This is a genomic window from Galbibacter sp. BG1 (genome assembly GCF_013391805.1).
In the GTDB taxonomy this organism is placed as follows: Bacteria; Bacteroidota; Bacteroidia; order Flavobacteriales; family Flavobacteriaceae; genus Galbibacter.
This window is the reverse complement of record NZ_CP058364.1, coordinates 2,837,012-2,855,435: the sequence shown is the minus strand read 5'-3', so window position 1 is coordinate 2,855,435 and position 18,424 is coordinate 2,837,012. Positions and strand designations below refer to the sequence as shown.

General features: G+C 36.8%; 11 protein-coding genes. 5 read left to right on the top strand and 6 right to left on the bottom strand.

The window, feature by feature from the left end; all coding sequences use genetic code 11:
- Nucleotides 1–461: 461 nt before the first annotated feature.
- The 6 genes from HX109_RS12390 to HX109_RS12365 all read right to left on the bottom strand — a co-directional run bounded on the left by HX109_RS12390 (nt 462) and on the right by HX109_RS12365 (nt 7,906).
- Nucleotides 462–866 carry an OsmC family protein gene (locus tag HX109_RS12390; RefSeq protein WP_178952451.1) on the bottom strand — a complete coding sequence of 135 codons (405 nt, stop codon included), beginning with the start codon at nt 864–866 and terminating at the stop codon, nt 462–464.
- A complete protein-coding gene (locus tag HX109_RS12385; RefSeq protein ID WP_178952449.1) occupies nt 823–2,784 on the bottom strand; it encodes a LysM peptidoglycan-binding domain-containing protein in 1,962 nt (653 codons plus the stop codon). Before HX109_RS12385 ends, HX109_RS12390 begins: the two co-directional genes overlap by 44 nt.
- A gap of 143 nt (nt 2,785–2,927) precedes the next feature.
- Entirely contained in the window at nt 2,928–4,457 is a 1,530-nt protein-coding gene (gene guaA, locus HX109_RS12380) for a glutamine-hydrolyzing GMP synthase (protein ID WP_178952446.1), read from the bottom strand.
- A gap of 313 nt (nt 4,458–4,770) precedes the next feature.
- On the bottom strand, nt 4,771–6,099 hold the full coding sequence (locus HX109_RS12375) for a sugar MFS transporter (protein WP_178952445.1): 1,329 nt from the start codon (nt 6,097–6,099) through the stop codon (nt 4,771–4,773).
- Between the two features lie 35 nt (nt 6,100–6,134).
- Nucleotides 6,135–6,863: a LytR/AlgR family response regulator transcription factor gene (locus HX109_RS12370; RefSeq protein ID WP_178952443.1), complete on the bottom strand. Its 729-nt coding sequence runs from the start codon at nt 6,861–6,863 to the stop codon at nt 6,135–6,137.
- Nucleotides 6,860–7,906, bottom strand: coding sequence for a sensor histidine kinase (locus tag HX109_RS12365; protein ID WP_178952441.1), 1,047 nt, complete (start codon nt 7,904–7,906; stop codon nt 6,860–6,862). Before HX109_RS12365 ends, HX109_RS12370 begins: the two co-directional genes overlap by 4 nt.
- Before the next feature lie 318 nt (nt 7,907–8,224).
- On the opposite strand from HX109_RS12365, the gene HX109_RS12360 reads away from it, so the two are divergent.
- The 5 genes from HX109_RS12360 to HX109_RS12340 all read left to right on the top strand — a co-directional run bounded on the left by HX109_RS12360 (nt 8,225) and on the right by HX109_RS12340 (nt 18,310).
- Nucleotides 8,225–11,347 carry a SusC/RagA family TonB-linked outer membrane protein gene (locus HX109_RS12360; RefSeq protein ID WP_178952439.1) on the top strand — a complete coding sequence of 1,041 codons (3,123 nt, stop codon included), beginning with the start codon at nt 8,225–8,227 and terminating at the stop codon, nt 11,345–11,347.
- Between the two features lie 18 nt (nt 11,348–11,365).
- Nucleotides 11,366–12,913, top strand: coding sequence for a SusD/RagB family nutrient-binding outer membrane lipoprotein (locus HX109_RS12355; RefSeq protein WP_220399462.1), 1,548 nt, complete (start codon nt 11,366–11,368; stop codon nt 12,911–12,913).
- A 95-nt stretch (nt 12,914–13,008) separates the two neighbouring features.
- On the top strand, nt 13,009–14,925 hold the full coding sequence (nagB, locus tag HX109_RS12350; RefSeq protein ID WP_178952435.1) for a glucosamine-6-phosphate deaminase: 1,917 nt from the start codon (nt 13,009–13,011) through the stop codon (nt 14,923–14,925).
- Between the two features lie 210 nt (nt 14,926–15,135).
- Nucleotides 15,136–16,002 (top strand): N-acetylglucosamine kinase, encoded by an 867-nt coding sequence (locus HX109_RS12345; RefSeq protein ID WP_178952433.1) that lies wholly within the window; start codon nt 15,136–15,138, stop codon nt 16,000–16,002.
- Nucleotides 16,003–16,006: 4 nt separating this feature from the next.
- Nucleotides 16,007–18,310, top strand: coding sequence for a family 20 glycosylhydrolase (locus HX109_RS12340; protein ID WP_178952431.1), 2,304 nt, complete (start codon nt 16,007–16,009; stop codon nt 18,308–18,310).
- The last annotated feature ends 114 nt before the right edge of the window (nt 18,311–18,424 follow it).

Sequence of the window (18,424 nt, the reverse complement as noted above, 5' to 3'; positions counted from 1 at the left end):
TCCATCAAGTTTTTATGTGTTTTGTTATTGAGGTAGGTAAAGTACTAAAACTAGGTTTTACGTATTTTACCTGTTAATAGAAATGCACCACCTACACCAATTAAAGCCCCAGAAAGAAAATTATAAAAATCGTTATCCAAAGTTTTAAGAATTATAATTCCTGCTATCAGAATTAAGAATCCAACAATTCTAACTTTATTGGATAATATCTGTTTTACTTGTACAAACATATTCTTACTGCTTATTTTCTTTAAAAATAGAAAAAAATTTAAATATATAAAGAAGACATAAAAAAACCACGCTCAAAGCGTAGTTCTGTCTAAATTGGTTGCCGCTTTTGCCGCCGCTCCAACACATTATCCTATTCTCAATATGTTTAGTGTTCCTTATTCTAAATTAGGTAAGGCTGAAAGTCTTTTTTTGTTTTTTTAAACATTAAAAAGAATTGATCGGAGTCTATTCTAGCCCCAATTAAAAGTAATATTCTTTTCAATATCAGGATGTAGACTGTAGATCACAGGGCAAGTATGAGCAGCACGTTCTAATATTTTTTTGGTTTTATCATCGGTGTTGGCAGGAATATCGAAAATAATATCTATTTGAGATATACGTCTAGGCTCCGATGCCATAGTTTTGGTTACCGTTGCCGTTGTTTCTGTTAAATCGATTTCCAAATCACGGGCTTTGATTCCCATAATTGTTAACATACAACTCGCTAAGGAAGTCGCCACTGTATCTGTAGGTGAAAAAGCTTCTCCTTTACCGTTGTTATCGGTTGGAGCATCTGTAATAAAAGAATTATTACTTTTTATATGAACACACTTAGTTCGAAGTGCTCCCAAGTACGTTACTATCGAGGTCGGCATTGTTTTTTGCTTCTTTAATTTCTAAATGATCGTATTTTACGATGTAAAGGGCCTGGTTGTAATAACCCCCGGTAAGCTCTTTCTTATAATCAAACTTATTCTCTATGTATTCCGTTTCACTTACATGAGCTGCTACATAATCTAAATTTTTATTGTAACCCAACCTCAAAATAACATCCATGGTAAGATCGAACCCCCTAATGGCATAACGATTGGGTGTAGTGCCATACTTAGCGCTATATTTTTTACTGAAACTTGTTTTTACATCCGATAATTTATCAATGGTAGGGAAGTGAAAATTAAGATTCGATAAATGCATATTAGAAATATTATCACTGTCGTAAGCACTTCCTTTTAAAGTAGTCATTAATGTTATAGGATGTTCTTCAGTTTTTGCTGAATTTACCACTCCCGTAATATTGGTAAGCAACGGAATACTATTGGTTTCAACGATTACCCAATTATCTTTTTCCGCAGAAAGAAATGGATTGATTTCATCCAAGCGAATAAATTTATCCTCTATAGGATTAATCACCTTTGCACCAGGGAATAGTGACAGTAATCTTGTTTTTATTGGAGTACTCTGCTTATCGGCGATGATAATAATATTCTTATCCACTCCATTTGTTTTTAAGTATCCTAGCATTTTCTCCCTTAACAATTCATCTGGAGGCAAGGTTTGAAAAACATTGTTGTACAATTGAAGTCCTTTATTGGAAAAAGGAGCGAAAACCGGAGTATTTAAAGTTCTCACATCACTCGCAACCCTATTGAAGGTATTAGGCATAATAGGACCGATGATGGCGTCTACCCCATTTAGTTTCCCGCTGGTGGTAAGTTGACTTACTTTACTAGGGTTGGCACCACTGTCAAATACACTTACATCCAAAGACAATCCCAATTGCTTGGCAGAGTCGATGGCCATTAAAGCTCCCGTATAAAAATCCAACGAAACACTCAACAATTTATCCTTTTCAATTTTATTTTTATTGGTGCTAAGGTCGTTAAAATCCAATTCGTCCAGCTTAAAAGGTAGAATTAAAGCCAATTTGGATTTCTGATTGTAATTTAGACTGTCCAGTAATGAGAATTTCTCGATAAGCTGACCGTTATTTACCGTCATTTCTCCCATTTTATCTTTTGGCAGTTTTAGCACCATTCCAGCCTTTAAACCATCCTCCTTAACTTCTGGATTTAGGGTTTCTATCTCCTCTTGGGTAACCCCCAACTTTACCTTCAACCGGTAAAACCCTTCTTTGGGAAGCACGGTGTAGTAGTTGTAATTATCAACCTCTACCGGCTTTTTATCGTTTCCGGCTACAAAGGGAACCCAAAGAGTATCACCTTCTTTTAATACTTCCTGCATTTCTGGGTTTAAAACCTTTAAAGAATCTACAGTAATACCATGTTCGTAAGCCACGCGCCAAGGACCCTCCTTTGGAGCCACAACATGAGGAATCAATCCTCTCCTATTTGGAATAGCACCTCCAGCAACCCTTTTGTAAACTGGGATCTGAATGATTTCGTTTTTACTTAATTGGCGACTGTATAAATCTTTATTGTACCTTTTTAAGTCATCAATAGAAACATTGTATTCTTTTGAAATACTGTAAAGGGTTTCTTTTCTCTTTACTTTGTGTTCCTTAAAACGTTCTATTTGATTGGGATCTACTACCGTAGCTGCTCCCGATGATGACGAAGAAGCTTCAGAAAGTGGAATAACAACAATAGTATTGGCCTTAACACCGTTTTTAACTTCTGGATTTAACTTTAAAATAGCATAGGGCGTTACTTGATATTTACGGGCTATACTTTCTAAGGTCTCTCCTTGTTTTACGGCATGTGTTTCAAATTTTTGTGCCTGTAAGGTTACACAAAACAAAAACGCAAGGATTAAAAGGACTTTACTATGGTTCATATTTATATTTTGGTTTCAGTTTTTTGTTCAAGGTTACAAATTCCAATTCAACGGGACGTCCATAAATTCACTACAAAAACCTTGATACAATAATTGTAATATTCCAGCTTAAAACTTCAAGCATGCAACGTAAACTTAGTCAATTATTCCCACTCGATTGTTGCTGGCGGTTTTGAACTAATATCGTACACTACTCTATTAACGCCTTTAACTTTGTTTATTATATCGTTAGACGTTTTTTGTAGAAATTCATATGGAAGATTTACCCAATCGGCTGTCATTCCATCGGTGCTTTCTACGGCACGTAAAGCTACACATTTTTCGTAAGTTCTTTCGTCTCCCATCACCCCAACGGAATTTACTGGCAATAAAATTGCTCCGGCTTGCCATACTTTGTTATAAAGTCCCCATTCCTTGAGTCCGTTTATAAAAATAGCATCCACTTCCTGCAGGATACGTACTTTTTCAGCAGTAATATCCCCTAAGATACGAATTGCCAGTCCAGGCCCAGGGAAAGGATGTCTCCCTAATAGCTCTGGGTTGATTCCCATAGAAGCTCCTACGCGGCGTACTTCGTCTTTAAATAGCATTTTTAGGGGCTCAACCACCTTTAATTTCATAAAATCTGGTAATCCACCTACATTGTGGTGACTCTTAATGGTTGCCGATGGGCCGTTTACTGAAATCGATTCAATAACATCTGGGTATATGGTTCCCTGCCCCAACCATTTAACATCGTTTATTTCGTGGGCTTCATCATCAAAAACTTCTATAAAAACCCTACCTATTGCTTTACGCTTTAGTTCGGGATCGCTAACATCTGCCAAAGCATCCAAAAAACGTGCCGAAGAATCGACCCCTTTAACATTAAGTCCCATGCCCTCGTACTGCTTTAAAACGCTTTCGAACTCGTTTTTACGAAGCAGTCCATTGTTAACAAAAATACAGTAAAGATTGTCGCCGATGGCTTTGTTCAACAAAACAGCCGCTACCGTAGAGTCGACCCCTCCTGAAAGTCCCAGTACCACTCTATCGTTACCCAACTTTTCTTTAAGTTCGGCAACCGTCATATCCACAAAATTATCTGGTGTCCACGTTTGTTTTACTCCAGAAATACTAACCAAAAAGTTTTCTAGAAGCTGTTTTCCATCGGTGGAATGATAAACTTCAGGATGAAATTGAATTGCATAGGTTGTTTCCCCTTCAATTTTATAAGCTGCATTTTGCACATCGTTGGTACTTGCCAAAACTTTCCCTGAAGTAGGTAATTGTTTGATGGTATCGCTATGACTCATCCAAACTTGGCTTCCAACTGAAATATTTTCGAAAAAGGGTTCATTTTCAGCAATAAAAGAAAGATTTGCCCTACCGTATTCGCGAGTATTGGAAGGTGCCACTTCTCCGCCCCCAAAATGAGCCAGGTATTGTGCCCCATAACAAACCGCCAACATAGGTACCTTACCACGTATTTGCGATAGGTCTGGATGCGGAGCATCTTCTGCCCTAACAGAAAATGGACTTCCAGATAAAATTACGGCCTTATAGGTGGAAAGGTCTTCGGGTAAGTTATTGTATGGATAAATTTCGCAGAAAATATTAAGCTCTCTTACGCGTCTAGCGATTAATTGAGTGTACTGCGAACCGAAATCTAAAATGAGTACGTTGTTTTGCATGCGCAAAAATACTATTTAATAAGAAAATGAAAAGGCTTGTTGGAAGTTTTTTTATCCCCAAAGAAAGTACGTTATTTTCCAATACCGGGATGCACAAATAAAGCTTCAAGAATTATCTTCGGATTTTCACGTTTCGACCACTTCTATTTTAGAATAAGCATAGCAGAAAAGCTCGCAATTCTTTCTATTGAAGAAAGGTCTGCGAGCTTTTATCTTAATTACAGCATTTTAATTTTATCCAGATTTATTCAAACTACCAATTACAATACCTCATTAGTTTAGAGAGCGTTAAATGATGCTGAACAATGCAGGATTATTTTTTTTTCAATCCAATTTTATGTCCGTGAAACGCATAATATAAAATAATGGCATAGCAGGGAAATAGCAGGTAATAACCTGTGGTAGAGGCTTGAGCTGTTGCTTTAGACATTTCCATTCCACTTTCTAATAATTCCAGTTTCTTTTCGTCTACAATATATCCATATAAAAGTGGGATAGTAGCACCCCCAGATATAGCCATGATTAAAAATGCAGAACCTGTTTTCGTAAACTTTCCTAAGCCATTTAAAGCCAATGGCCAAATAGCCGGCCAAACAAGTGCATTTGCAATTCCCAACGCGGCAACAAATAATACCGAAGTAAAACCAGAGGTGGATATAATTCCGATCGCAAATAATATTCCTAAAATAGCACTTGCCCGCAATGCGGTAGTTTGACTGATGTATTTTGGGATAAGAACCACCCCCAAGGAATAGGTGGCCACCATGGCCATTAATGTCATTAATGTAAAGGATTTAGCTTCTTCTCCCGGTATGCCCAGTGATAACCCGTATGAAATGATGGTATCCCCTGCAATTACTTCAACACCTACATATACAAATAGGGCTAATACCCCCAACCATAAATGTGGAAACTGAAAAATACTGGTTTTTTTTACAACTGCTTGGCCATCGGGAGATACTTCCTCCTCTACTTCTGCAGCCTCTACATGCGGTAATGGTGCTTTGGTTATTAAAATTGCCAAGAGGAATAGGATTGTTGCCATTACCACATAAGGCAACACAACACTATCTGCCATTTCATTTAATAATAATGTCTTTTCGTCTTGGGAAACTTGGGTAAGTTGCTCTTGAATTTCATCGATACCCGATAGAAGAATGGCTCCAAAAATAAAAGAGCCCAAGGCCCCTGCCACCTTATTGGCTATTCCCATAATGGCTATTCGTTTGGCAGCACTTTCCATGGGACCCAAAATGGTAATGTAGGGGTTGGAAGCCGTTTGTAAAAGCGTCATCCCGATTCCTTGAATAAAAATTCCGCTTAAAAACACCCAATATGTCCTTGCTTCTGCTGCCGGAATAAAAACCAATGCCCCGATAGCCATGACAATTAACCCTAAAGACATTCCTTTTTTATAACCTACTTTTCCTATAATGTAAGACGACGGAAGCGCCATCACAACAAAAGATATATAAGATGCCGAGGCCACTAAATACGATTGGGTATCTGTTAATTCGTTGATGGTTTTCATAAAAGGAATCAAAGCTCCATTGATCCAGGTAACAAATCCAAAAATGAAAAAGAGCCCAGCGATAATCATTATCGGCACTAGGGTGTTGGATTTTTGAGAGGTAGTTGTCATAGTTTTAATTTGACTGAGTTAGTATAATTTATTGGTTATTCGTTTAAAAGGTTTCCTTTATTTTTCAAGATGCTGTCCTTGGTATGCCGAGCATAGTTTCTTCCTATAGGAATTCGTTTGTTTTCAATTTCCAGTAAATTCCCTTCCAGCGACTTCACTTTGTCTACCGCAATGGTATACGACTTGTGCACCCTGATAAAATTTTCTGATGGTAATTCTTCAGTAATACTAGAAAGGGACTTATGGGAAATGTACGTACCATCTTTACTGTGGAGTTTTATGTAATCTTTAAGGCTTTCAATAAAGAGAATATCGTGTAAAAATATCTTGATGAGTTTTTTGTCCACCTTCAAAAAAATATGGGCATCCTGCTCAAAATCGATGGTTTGCTTCACTCCATTTATTACCATTAAACGCGCTGTAAGCTTGTTGATGGATTTTAAAAAACGGTTAAATGGAATGGGTTTTACCAAATAATCCAAAACCTCCAGCTCGTAACTTTCTATAGCGTATTCCCGATATGCGGTTGTGATGATAATTAACGGATGGTTTTTTAAGTTTCTTAAAAACTCCAAACCATTCATTTTAGGCATGTTTATATCTAAAAATATAACATCTATTTCTTCTTGTTCTATGGTAGAAAGTGCTTCAATAGGATTTCTAAAGACCCCGACCACTTCCACATTTTTAAATTCTTGAATGTAAGATTGTATAACTTCGATTGCAAGTGGTTCATCATCGATAATAAGACTCTTTATAATCATTGAATAGGTATTTTAAGCGTAACTACAAACATATTGTTATTTACTATGGTCTTCAAATCAAATTCATTTTTATAGAGTATTTCTAGTCTTCTTTGTATATTTTTGAGTCCGATCCCTCCCTTTTCCGAGGATTTTTGATTTCCCTTACTTACGTTATTTTCGACATAAAAAAACAAGGCATCTTCCCTTCTTTCGAATAAAATTTTCAGCTTAAGTTTATTATCTCCCGTTACTCCGTGTTTAAAAGAATTCTCAATGAAAGGGAGGAAAAGCAAGGGCGGTACTTTTATAGTATCTATATCTCCATCAATACTCAATTCTGAATCGATATTGGTACCATAGCGCAATTTTTCCAGTGCAATATAATTATCGATATAATTTATTTCCTGAAGCAAGGGCAATCTTTTTTTATTGGCGTCATAAATTACATATTGCATTATATCTGACAACCGCAGAACCACATCTGAAGCTTGGGAAGACTTCTTCAATGTAAGTGCATACAAGTTGTTGAGCGTATTAAAGAAAAAATGGGGCTGCATCTGGGCTTTTAAATACTTTAACTCTGTTTTAAATTGAAGCTCCCTAAGATTTTGGTTTTGATTTCTTTCATTTATAAAGTCCACCGTAAATTTAATGGCGGCCGTAATGCCCAAAACATACAACTCCCCAATACTTACAGCAACAATATGGTTAAAACCTAAGGGCTCTTGCGTGCCCTGTGCCTCCGGCCAAATATTTTCGGTCACCAGCCAATAGTTAAGTAAACTTCTTATAATGTAATGTACTCCCAAAAGCATAATTAGAGAGACTACATACATAAGGTATCGCTTTTTGTAGATAAATCTTGGGATTAAATAATATACATTGAAGTAAACTATTATTATATGAAGCGGAAATTCTACCAGGTTGGATGCAAACGAATATGCATAATCGTTAAAATAACTTCCCCAACGTACAAAGTTGATTAAGAAATAAATACCCCAAAAGTAACAGTGATACTTCCACGCAATCGTTTTCTTTAAAGAAAGCTCATTTACGATCATATTAAATAATATTCAGTGTTTTCAGCATTTTGATTAAAAAACTGTGAAAAAGTATAATTATTTACAGGAATAACCAAAACATTTTTAAAAATGACAAATGTTAAAAAACTGTTATCTAAAATTCTTTGTTGTTTGTTGGTAAAATGATGTTGTTTGTATAAAAAGATTTTTGGCAAAAGACTTTCGAAGTAATTTTTAACCATTAATTAACAAATTGATAATATGGAATGCCACGGTTGTTTAGATATCAGTCATTTAAAGAATCTAAACGAAATGGTATTCCATCTGACCAATGAAAAATCAAATAAATAACAACAGATGAAACAACAAAATTTACTTTTCATTCTCTTTTCACTTTTATCCCTTTCTGGGGTATTTGGACAAGATGTTCAAATAAACGGGGTGGTAAAGAGTAGTTTTGACGATGTGCCGCTACCAGGCGTTAATATTATGATTCTAGGGACCTCTAAAGGAACTCAAACCGATTTTGATGGTAATTATACCATTGAAGCTGCACCTGGAGATGTGTTGAAATTCTCTTATTTAGGAATGAAACCCAAAGAAGTTACAGTGGGTACCCAAACCAGTATTAATGTTAGCTTAGAAGAAGATAGCCAGAGTTTGGATGAAGTGGTGGTTACCGCTTTTGGTGTAAAAAAAGAAGCAAAAAAACTAGGCTATTTAGTAGAAGAGGTTGGATCTGAATCTTTAACAGAGGCCTCCAACCCTAATGTGGCGACTTCCCTACAGGGAAAGGTTTCTGGGGTGGATATTAAATCGGGAGCCACCGGGCCTGGATCTTCTACCAATATAACCATAAGGGGAATTAGTTCACTAAGTGGTAGTAACCAACCATTATTGGTAATAGATGGAGCGATTGTAAATAACAATACCTTAGGACAAGGAGATTTTGCTGGCGGATTCGATTATGGCGACGGACTTTCTAACTTGAACCCCGATGATATTCAAACGGTTTCTGTGCTCAAGGGTGGTAACGCCACTGCTCTATACGGGTTTAGAGGAATTAATGGGGTGCTGGTAATTACTACTAAAAGAGGTAAAACAGATAAAGCACGTGTTGAAATAAATTCTACCTTAACTTTCGATAATGTTCTAGTAGAACCGAAACTTCAAAATGTTTATGGACAGGGCCGTTACGATACCGCTACCGATCAATTAATTTATTCAATCGATAACTCAGGTAGTTGGGGGCCACAAATGGATGGCTCTCAAAAAGGAAGATTCGATGGTGTAGGTACTGCAGCTTACAGCCCCAACCCAGGAGACTTCAAAGATTATTACGATACTGGAGTAACCAGTTTAAATTCGATAAATGTTTCTCAAGCTAAGGAAGGTTTTAATTACAAACTTTCTTATGGGTATTTAAACAACAATTCTATACAACCTGGCACCAATTTAAAAAGACATAATTTTGGTTTAGCCGCTGGGATAGATATTGGTGAGCGTGTGGAAGTGTTCGGGAAATTGGACTATTCCAATCAAAATGGTGAAAACAGACCAGAATTAACAGATGGGCAGTCGAACACCATCAAGGCTTTATCTTTAAAACCACGAAACATCTCCAATCAACTTTTGGAAGATAATTATTTAACGCCGGAAGGCACCCCAAATAATTGGAATGGTAGCTTTATTATGAACCCCTATTACCCTGCCAACACTTTATTAAATGAAGATGAAACAAACCGATATATCGGATTGGTTTCTGTAGGGGTAGATTTATTTAAAGGAATGAAAGCTACTTTAAAACTTTCTCAGGATCAAAGTTTCCAGAATGCCTTTATCTATAGAAGGAAGGGTGCATTCGATATTGCTCCTAATGGTAAAATGGATGAATTCAATACCACTTCAGAATTACAGAACTATGACTTTTTATTAGACTATAATTCTAGTCTAGGATCAAACTTCTCGATATCCTCTACCTTCGGTTTAAGTCATATCGATCAATCTGAAAAAATACTCATAAACACAGGAGAGACTTTTGTTCAGAACAACATATTTTCATTTAACAATTTTGTAAGTAAAAATATAGACTCCAGATTGTTTAGAAGCACCTCAAATTCGGTTTTTGGATCTGTAAATTTTGGGTATAAAAACTTCGCATTTATTGAGTTTACCGGAAGAAACGACTGGTCTTCAACCCTGCCTATTGATAATGCATCGTTCTTTTATCCTTCCGTTGGTGGGAGTTTAGTCCTTACCGATGCGATCCCGAGTATAAAAAGTGACGGAGGTTTAACCTTTTTAAAATTAAGAGGTAACTATGCTAAAACGGGAAATGCTACGAGTCCATACAGCCTAACCAATACATACAACGTGTCTACGGCTCCCTATAATGGTCAACTTTTTAATTATTATGGACAAACTGAAGAAGGTGCCGGACCTGGTCCAGATCTTAGAAATCCAGAGTTAACTGCAGAAATATCTACTTCTTTTGAAGTTGGTTTAGATGCCCGATTCTTTAATAATAGGCTTCGTTTGAATGGAACCTACTATTCCATCGACACAGAAGATCAAATCCTACAGTTAAGCTTACCGCCTGCAAGTGGTGCTAACTCTCAATTTATCAATGCAGGTTTAATAACCAATAAAGGGGTAGAACTCGTACTTTCAGGAGATATTATTAAGGGCAAGGATTTTAGTTGGACTTCAACTTTAAACTTCTCTAAAAACGAAAATAAAATTGAAGAACTAGCTCAAGGAATAGATGTTCAAATAGTAGAAAGACAATTTAACGACGTGGTACAGGTTGGAGCAAAACTTGGAGAATCATTATGGACGCTTTTCGGGTCGACATTTGAAAGAAATGACGACGGAAAAATTGTTTACGACTCAGACGGACTTCCCGTTGTAGGGGAAATTGGTGAGATAGGAAGTACCAATCCAGATGCTTTGGCAGGTTTCCAAAATACATTTAGATATAAAAACTTATCGCTTTCTGTTCTATTCGATGCAAGATTTGGTGGAGACATTTTTTCTTTCTCAGATCTTGTTAGAGCAAGTTCTGGAACCGATGTAGTAACCTTAGAAAACAGGGATTATTTTACAGGTGGAACTGGATTTACCGTTCCAGACAATGCCGTGATCGATGGATCCCTTAACGCCGACGTAGTGGCTCGTGGAGTTAACCCACAGAACCACTGGGGTCGATTAGCTCAAATCTCTGAGAATTGGGTATACGATGCGAGTTATATAAAACTTAGGGAAATTAATTTCGGTTACGATTTTAGTGGGCCGTTCTTAGAATCACTAAATCTTACAAAATTGAGATTAAGCTACATAGGAAGAAACCTAGCGATCCTCCATAAGAATACAGATAATTTTGATCCAGAAACAGGTTTCAACAGAGGGTTTAGCGGAGTTGAATACTTTGGATTCCCTTCGACCTCTAGTCATGGTTTTAAGTTAAGTATTGCCTTTTAATTGAAACTATATAGTTAAATGAATAAAATATTTAAAGAAATGAGATCCAATAAAATAATGTTCCTATTAATAGGAATAAGCAGTTTCTTCTTAGCTTGTACTGAAGATTTTGAAGAAATTAATACAGATCCTTACAAAGCCACAACAGCTCCTGTAGAAGGTATTATGGCTGGTGTTCAATACTTTGAATTCGCCGAACCTAGATTTTTAACATGGCGAGGAAATATTATTTACAGCAGCCAATTTGCAAACCAAATAAGCTATAATTATGAAGGTGCCTGGTTTGGGGCAGATGCATACCAAAATAATCAAGGGTGGACCAACGGTATGTTTGATAACAGCTACAAAAAGGTGACTCTAAATGCTCGAAATTTACTAAAAGCTTATACAGAAATAGATGATAAAAACGGTATTGCAGTAAGTAAGATTATGATGTCGTGGTTTTACCAAAAAATGACAGATATTTTTGGGGATGTTCCATATAGCGAATTAATAGGAGACCAGCTTATTTTAGAAAACCCTAAACCCATTTACGACTCTCAAAAGAGTATTTATATGGGAATTATGGAAGATCTAAAAACCCAAATGGAGTCCATTGGAAGTTCTACTGCTATTATTGCGGGAAGCGAAGGGGATTATATTTATGGAGGAAATCCTCAAAATTGGAAGGCTTTTGCCAATACCCTTAGACTTAGAATGGCTCTAAGGTCTAGGGATGCTTTTATTGCTGATGGTGAGCAAAGTTATATTGATGCTATAATTAACGATTGTTTATCTAATGATTTAATAGACGAATCTAACCCCGCTTTACTAAAAAGGTCGGAGTCTCCATTACTTCTATCTTTCTTAGACGGAGGTTACGAAGATGTTTATTGGGGATTTGGAGGTATTGGATCTAAATTCACTTTTACAGATCGATATTTAGATATGCTTTCCACCAACAACGACCCAAGGTTGGCGCAGGTTGCAACTCCATCTATAAATAACGATGAATTCAAAGGTTCGCCAATTGGTTCAAGAACTCAACTCCCAAGGGAAGATTTTGCAGACCCTTCTGAAATGGTTGTGGGATTATCTACAACCGAGGTGGCAAATTTAGCACCTGTAAAAGTATTGTCAGCTTCAGAATCTTATTTTCTTCAGGCAGAAGCCGCTGTCTTAGGATATGGTGGTGATGCAAATTCATTGTACCGTAAGGGGATAGAAACTAGCATGAGCTTTTGGAAGGTTGATGCTGGGGCTATTGCTACCTATTTATCTATGGAGCCTTCTGCAAATTTAAGTGGCGATACAGCTTCACAATTAGAAATGATCTGGAACCAAAGATGGTTAAATTCCTTAATGAACGGTTATGAAAGTTGGGCATTGGTAAGAAGAACAGACCTAATTCCAGCACTAACGGATAACGCTAACTTCTTTGTAACCCAACCTAATAACGGTATGGTTCCTAAAAGACTTCAATATTCTGCTACGGAAGCAATTTCAAATGAAGAGAACCTTTCTGAAGCTATTGAAAGACAGGGTCCAGATGAAATGACAACGAATATCTGGTGGGATATTAATTAATATTCAAGCCTAAAAAAACAGGCTCTCATGAGGGTCTGTTTTTTAATGCCAATGAACCAAAAGCTGAAAAGAAATATTAAAGGCTATTTTTTAGAATGATACAAGAAATTAAATATAAACAGGTTGGTAAGTTTGAAGATACCAAGTTCGAGAAGATTCATAATGAAATTTTTGAGGATTCGAACTACGCTTCTGTTTTGGTTGCCCATGAAATTGCTGAAATAATCAAAGACAAGCAGCAACAAGGAAAGCCTTGTGTGCTCGGGCTCGCCACTGGGTCTTCCCCCATAAAGGTTTACGAAGAATTGGTAAACCTTCATAAAAAAGGAGAATTGAGCTTTCATAATGTAATTACTTTCAATTTAGACGAGTATTACCCCATGGAACCCGAAAACCGCCAAAGTTACTATTACTTCATGCATCAGCATTTGTTTGATCATGTGGATATAAACCCAGAAAACGTAAATATCCCTTCAGGAGAAATTTCCGTTGAGGAATTGGATCAATATTGCATTGATTACGACCTAAAGATAAAACAACTCGGAGGGCTCGATTTTCAGTTGCTCGGTATTGGTAGAACAGGTCACATTGGTTTTAACGAACCCGGCTCCCATAAAAATTCAGGTACTAGAATTATCACCCTGGACCATGTAACAAGGCGGGATGCAGCATCAGATTTCAACGGAATTGAATATGTGCCCAAAAAAGCCATTACTATGGGGGTAAGTACGATTATGAAGGCCAAACGCATTATTATGCTGGCCTGGGGGCATAAAAAAGCATCCATCATAAAGGAAACTATAGAAGGACAAATAACCTCTAATATACCGGCTACTTTTCTTCAAAATCATGAAAATGTTTCCATGATTCTAGACGATGAAGCAGCTTCTGAACTGACGCGAATTAAAACTCCGTGGATTGTAAGTCAATGTATATGGACGGATGAGCTTAAGGTAAAAGCAGTTACTTGGTTGAGCGAAATACTTAAAAAACCGGTTTTAAAGCTTACCGATAAGGATTACAACGAGCATGGAATGTCTGGATTACTTACGATTGAAGGGTCTGCCTACAATTTAAACATCAAAATTTTTAATAAAGTTCAGCGCACCATCACTGGTTGGCCAGGTGGAAAACCAAATGCAGATGACAAAAACAGGCCAGAACGATCGACACCTGCTAAGAAAAGGGTCATTATTTTCAGTCCCCATCCGGATGACGATGTGATTTCCATGGGAGGTACTTTTTCCAGGCTTATCGATCAAGGTCACGATGTTCATGTAGCCTACCAGACCTCTGGTAATATCGCCGTAACAGATGAGGAAGCCCTTAAGTTTGCCGAAGTTTCTCAATTAATGGACTGTAGTACAAAAGAAAGCAACTTTAAAAAAGTTATTTCCTTCTTAAATTCTAAAACTACCGCTTATGAGGATAGTTTGGAAACCAGAAAATTAAAAGGTCTTATCCGCAGGATGGAATCTTATGGAGCTACCCGATACCTAGGTCTAGAAGATAAAAAAGTTCATTTTTTAGATCTCCCATTTTACGAAACGGGAAAAGTGAAAAAAAACCCCATTGGACAAGAAGACATAAACATAATTTCTGACTTAATAAAAAGCATAGAACCGCATCAAATCTATGCTGCAGGAGATTTAGCCGATCCTCATGGTACTCATAAATTATGCCTCGACGCCATTTTTGAAAGCCTCCATCAAATAAAACATGAAACGTTTATGAAAGATTGTTGGGTTTGGCTTTACCGCGGAGCTTGGCACGAATGGGATATTGCAGATATCGAGATGGCAGTTCCCTTGAGCCCAGATGAGATGAGTAAAAAAATAAATGCTATTCTTTTCCACCAGTCCCAAAAAGACCGAGTAATGTTTCAGGGCGAAGATGCTAGGGAATTTTGGGTTCGTGCTCAAGAACGCAATCGAAATACCGCCCTCCTGTACGATAACTTAGGATTGGCAGAATACGAAGCTATTGAGGCTTTTAAGAGATATCATTTCTAAGGTTCTAAAAAACCTTAGCATAAAATGAGATTGCATTTTTTTGGATTCAGATTCACTAAAAAAGACTCATCTAGAATTTAAGTTTAAGTTAGCGTGTTTGGTTAGTTTCAAAATAGCCCCTCTTCCTTTTGAGGGGTTATTTTAACCAAAAGAACTTTCTCTTTTAAAACCTTTATAGCTAATATACCATTTAGAAAAAAGAACAGATCCATGATTTTAGTTGCAGATAGCGGTTCTACAAAGTGCGATTGGGTGATTTCTACCCTTACGGGAAAACAAATTCTTGCCACCACAACAGAAGGCATTAATCCAACGATCCTTTCAGAAAATGCTATTAAAAATATTATTTCAAACAATAAAGACCTTAAGAGTTACCAATCCCTTATAACACAGGTTCATTTTTACGGAGCAGGTTGTGGTACCAAGGATGCCGATAAAAAAATGAAAGTTCTACTTAAAGATTTTTTTGAGAATATCGTTCATATTGGTATAAAGGAAGATGTTATTGCCGCCATACACGCTACCACTGCTAAACCGGGGATTATTTGTATCCTGGGCACTGGGTCTAACTGTTGTTTTTACGATGGAATAAACGTTCATCAAAAAATACCTTCGTTGGGCTATATTTTATCCGATGAAGGAAGCGGTAATTATATCGGTAAGGAATTGTTAAGTGCGTATTTTCAAAAGAAAATGCCTAAAAATATATCCACTTGGTTTGAAAAAGAATTCAATACCGATTTAAATGAAGTGTTTAAATGTGTTTACCATCAACAAAACCCAAATAAATACTTAGCTTCTTTCGCCGAATTCGCTTTTAGGAATAAAAAAGAGGCATTTATAGCAGCGTTGCTCGAAAAAACAATCGACGGTTTTATAGAAACCTACCTTATACATTATCACGAGGAATTACAACAACATCCTGTTCATTTCGTAGGTTCCATAGGGTTTTATGCTCAAGACTTGATTACAAAAAAACTACATAACAAAGGGTACCGGGCTAATACATTTGTTAAAAAACCAATAGATAATCTATTAAAATACATTACTGCCCAAAACTGTGAAGCCAAAAATTAATACGATGAAATTTATATACATACTACTCTCTATCGTAACCTTTCTAGGTTGCACCCCCCAAGAAAAAAATGAAACCCCGCAAATCGGCTTAAATGATATTACCCCTCTACCACAAAAGGTTATGGAGGCAGATGGCATATTTTCTTTATCTGAAAAAACAGCGTTTTATTTTCACAATGAAGAAACGAAACAGATAGCCGTTTTTTTTAAAGATAAAATTTTGGCCTACACAGGAATGTCAATAAAGCTTTCCGACGAAAAAAAAGACAATAACGTTATTCAATTTCATTTAGAAGACTCTTTAAAGGTAAACGATGAAGGTTATAAACTAACTGTAGATTCCAATAAAATTGATGTTGTAGCAAAGACGTATCGTGGTATTTTCTACGGAATGCAATCCGTGCTTCAGCTTTTGCCAATTGTTACCAAAGAAGAAAGCAAAATAACTTCTGTTGAAATTCCAAATGGGAAAATAATTGATGAGCCCACCTATTCCTGGAGGGGAATGCATTTGGATGTTTCCCGCCATTTCTTTTCCATAGAAGAAATAAAAAAGCAATTGGATGTTTTAGCCTTATTCAAAATAAACAAATTTCACTGGCATTTAACAGACGATCAAGGATGGCGTATTGAGATTAAAAAATATCCTGCATTAATCACCAAAGGGGTTAAAACGGAAGCCAATTCCAACGAAAAACAATATTACACCCAAAACGAAGTAAAAGAAGTTGTTGCCTACGCCCAAGAGCGCTTTATAGATGTAATCCCAGAAATTGAGACCCCCGGCCATGCCGTTGCCGCCCTTTCGGCATATTCAGATTTGGCTTGCAACAAAGACATTATTTATCAACCTAGGGAATTATGGGGAGTGGATTACAATATTTTCTGTGCAGGTAATGAAAAAGTATTCGATTTTATTGCGGATGTTTATGATGAAATCGTCCCATTATTCCCTTATGGTTATTACCATGCTGGGGGAGATGAAGCGCCCAAGCGAAATTGGGAAAAATGCCCACAGTGCCAGAAGCGTATAAAGGTAGAAAATCTTAAAAATGAAGCTGAGCTGCAAAGTTATTTTATGGCTAGGGTTGAAAAGATTATTCAGGAACACGGTAAAATAATGATTGGTTGGGACGAGATTTTGGAAGGTGGAATTACACCCACTACCAATATTATGTCTTGGCAGGGGGAAGAAGGCGGAATTAAGGCTGCCAATGCCGGGCATGATGTTATAATGACCCCGCTTAATTATTCGTATCTCAACTTTAGCCAAGGAGATTACCGTGTGGAGCCCATGGCTCATGGTGGCTATATCCCTTTGGAAAAAGTATATAATTACAGTCCGATTCCAGCAGAAATCGACGAAGACAAGAAAAAACATATCTTAGGGATGCAAGGTAATATTTGGACAGAATATGCATACACCGGAAAAGATATTGAATACTACGCTTACCCTAGAATTATTGCTATTGCGGAACTTACATGGAGCGGAGAAGAACGAAAAGACTACAATAATTTCTTAACCCGCTTGGATAATCTCTACCCTACTTTAGACATGTATGGTATTAATTACCACATACCGCTACCAGAAGGCCCTACCGCCAACGGTATTGCTTTTACAGATAGTTTAACGTTAACCTTCAATACCACGCATCCTATCCCCATGAAATATACATTGGATGGATCTAAACCAAATGAAAATAGTAATACCTATACCGAACCTATCACATTTGCCTCCAACGCGCAAATAAAGATTGCCTCACTGCTACCTACGGGAAAAGTAAGCACCGTAAGAAACATAGATATTAAAAAAGTTAAATTAAAAGAGGCTCACAATATTACCAACTTGGCTCCAGGTTTAGAGATGAAAACAGTGGATGGCCATTTTAAAGAGGCTTCGGAAGTAACTGAAAAGCCTAACGAAAGTACTATTATAAATACAATTGCTGATGCTAATAAAACCTTTGATTGGGGAAAAGAAATCGATACAACCAACTTTAGAGCGGTGTTTTTAAAAGGTTTTGTAGAAATTCCAGAAGATGGTGTTTATTATTTTGCAAGCAAACAGGAACAGGTGAAAATATCCGATTCGGTGATTATAAACCCGAATTATACCTTAAAAAGATTTCCCCTAGAAGGCACAATAGCCCTTAAAAAAGGAATGCACCCTATTGAAATAATATATTTAAACAATGCGGTTAAAGGATGGGCATCCGACTGGAATGATGTAGAGGTTACTTTTAGAAAGGCAAATGAAGAAAACTATAAGGTTATAGACAGCACTATGATTTTTCATTCTACCGAGTAAGAAAACTAGTTTAAAAGTTAAACTTTTAATGTGACTTAAAATTCCGAAATCTATTCCAAACAGCAGCATAAATCTATATGCTCATCATTTATAACTTTACTGAAGAAACCGTTT

Coding starts and splice junctions, on each gene's coding strand:
- HX109_RS12390 (WP_178952451.1), bottom strand. CDS start 866: ATGCCGACCTCGATAGTAACGTACTTGGGAGCACTTCGAACTAAGTGT.
- HX109_RS12385 (WP_178952449.1), bottom strand. CDS start 2,784: ATGAACCATAGTAAAGTCCTTTTAATCCTTGCGTTTTTGTTTTGTGTA.
- guaA (WP_178952446.1), bottom strand. CDS start 4,457: ATGCAAAACAACGTACTCATTTTAGATTTCGGTTCGCAGTACACTCAA.
- HX109_RS12375 (WP_178952445.1), bottom strand. CDS start 6,099: ATGACAACTACCTCTCAAAAATCCAACACCCTAGTGCCGATAATGATT.
- HX109_RS12370 (WP_178952443.1), bottom strand. CDS start 6,863: ATGATTATAAAGAGTCTTATTATCGATGATGAACCACTTGCAATCGAA.
- HX109_RS12365 (WP_178952441.1), bottom strand. CDS start 7,906: ATGATCGTAAATGAGCTTTCTTTAAAGAAAACGATTGCGTGGAAGTAT.
- HX109_RS12360 (WP_178952439.1), top strand. CDS start 8,225: ATGAAACAACAAAATTTACTTTTCATTCTCTTTTCACTTTTATCCCTT.
- HX109_RS12355 (WP_220399462.1), top strand. CDS start 11,366: ATGAATAAAATATTTAAAGAAATGAGATCCAATAAAATAATGTTCCTA.
- nagB (WP_178952435.1), top strand. CDS start 13,009: ATGATACAAGAAATTAAATATAAACAGGTTGGTAAGTTTGAAGATACC.
- HX109_RS12345 (WP_178952433.1), top strand. CDS start 15,136: ATGATTTTAGTTGCAGATAGCGGTTCTACAAAGTGCGATTGGGTGATT.
- HX109_RS12340 (WP_178952431.1), top strand. CDS start 16,007: ATGAAATTTATATACATACTACTCTCTATCGTAACCTTTCTAGGTTGC.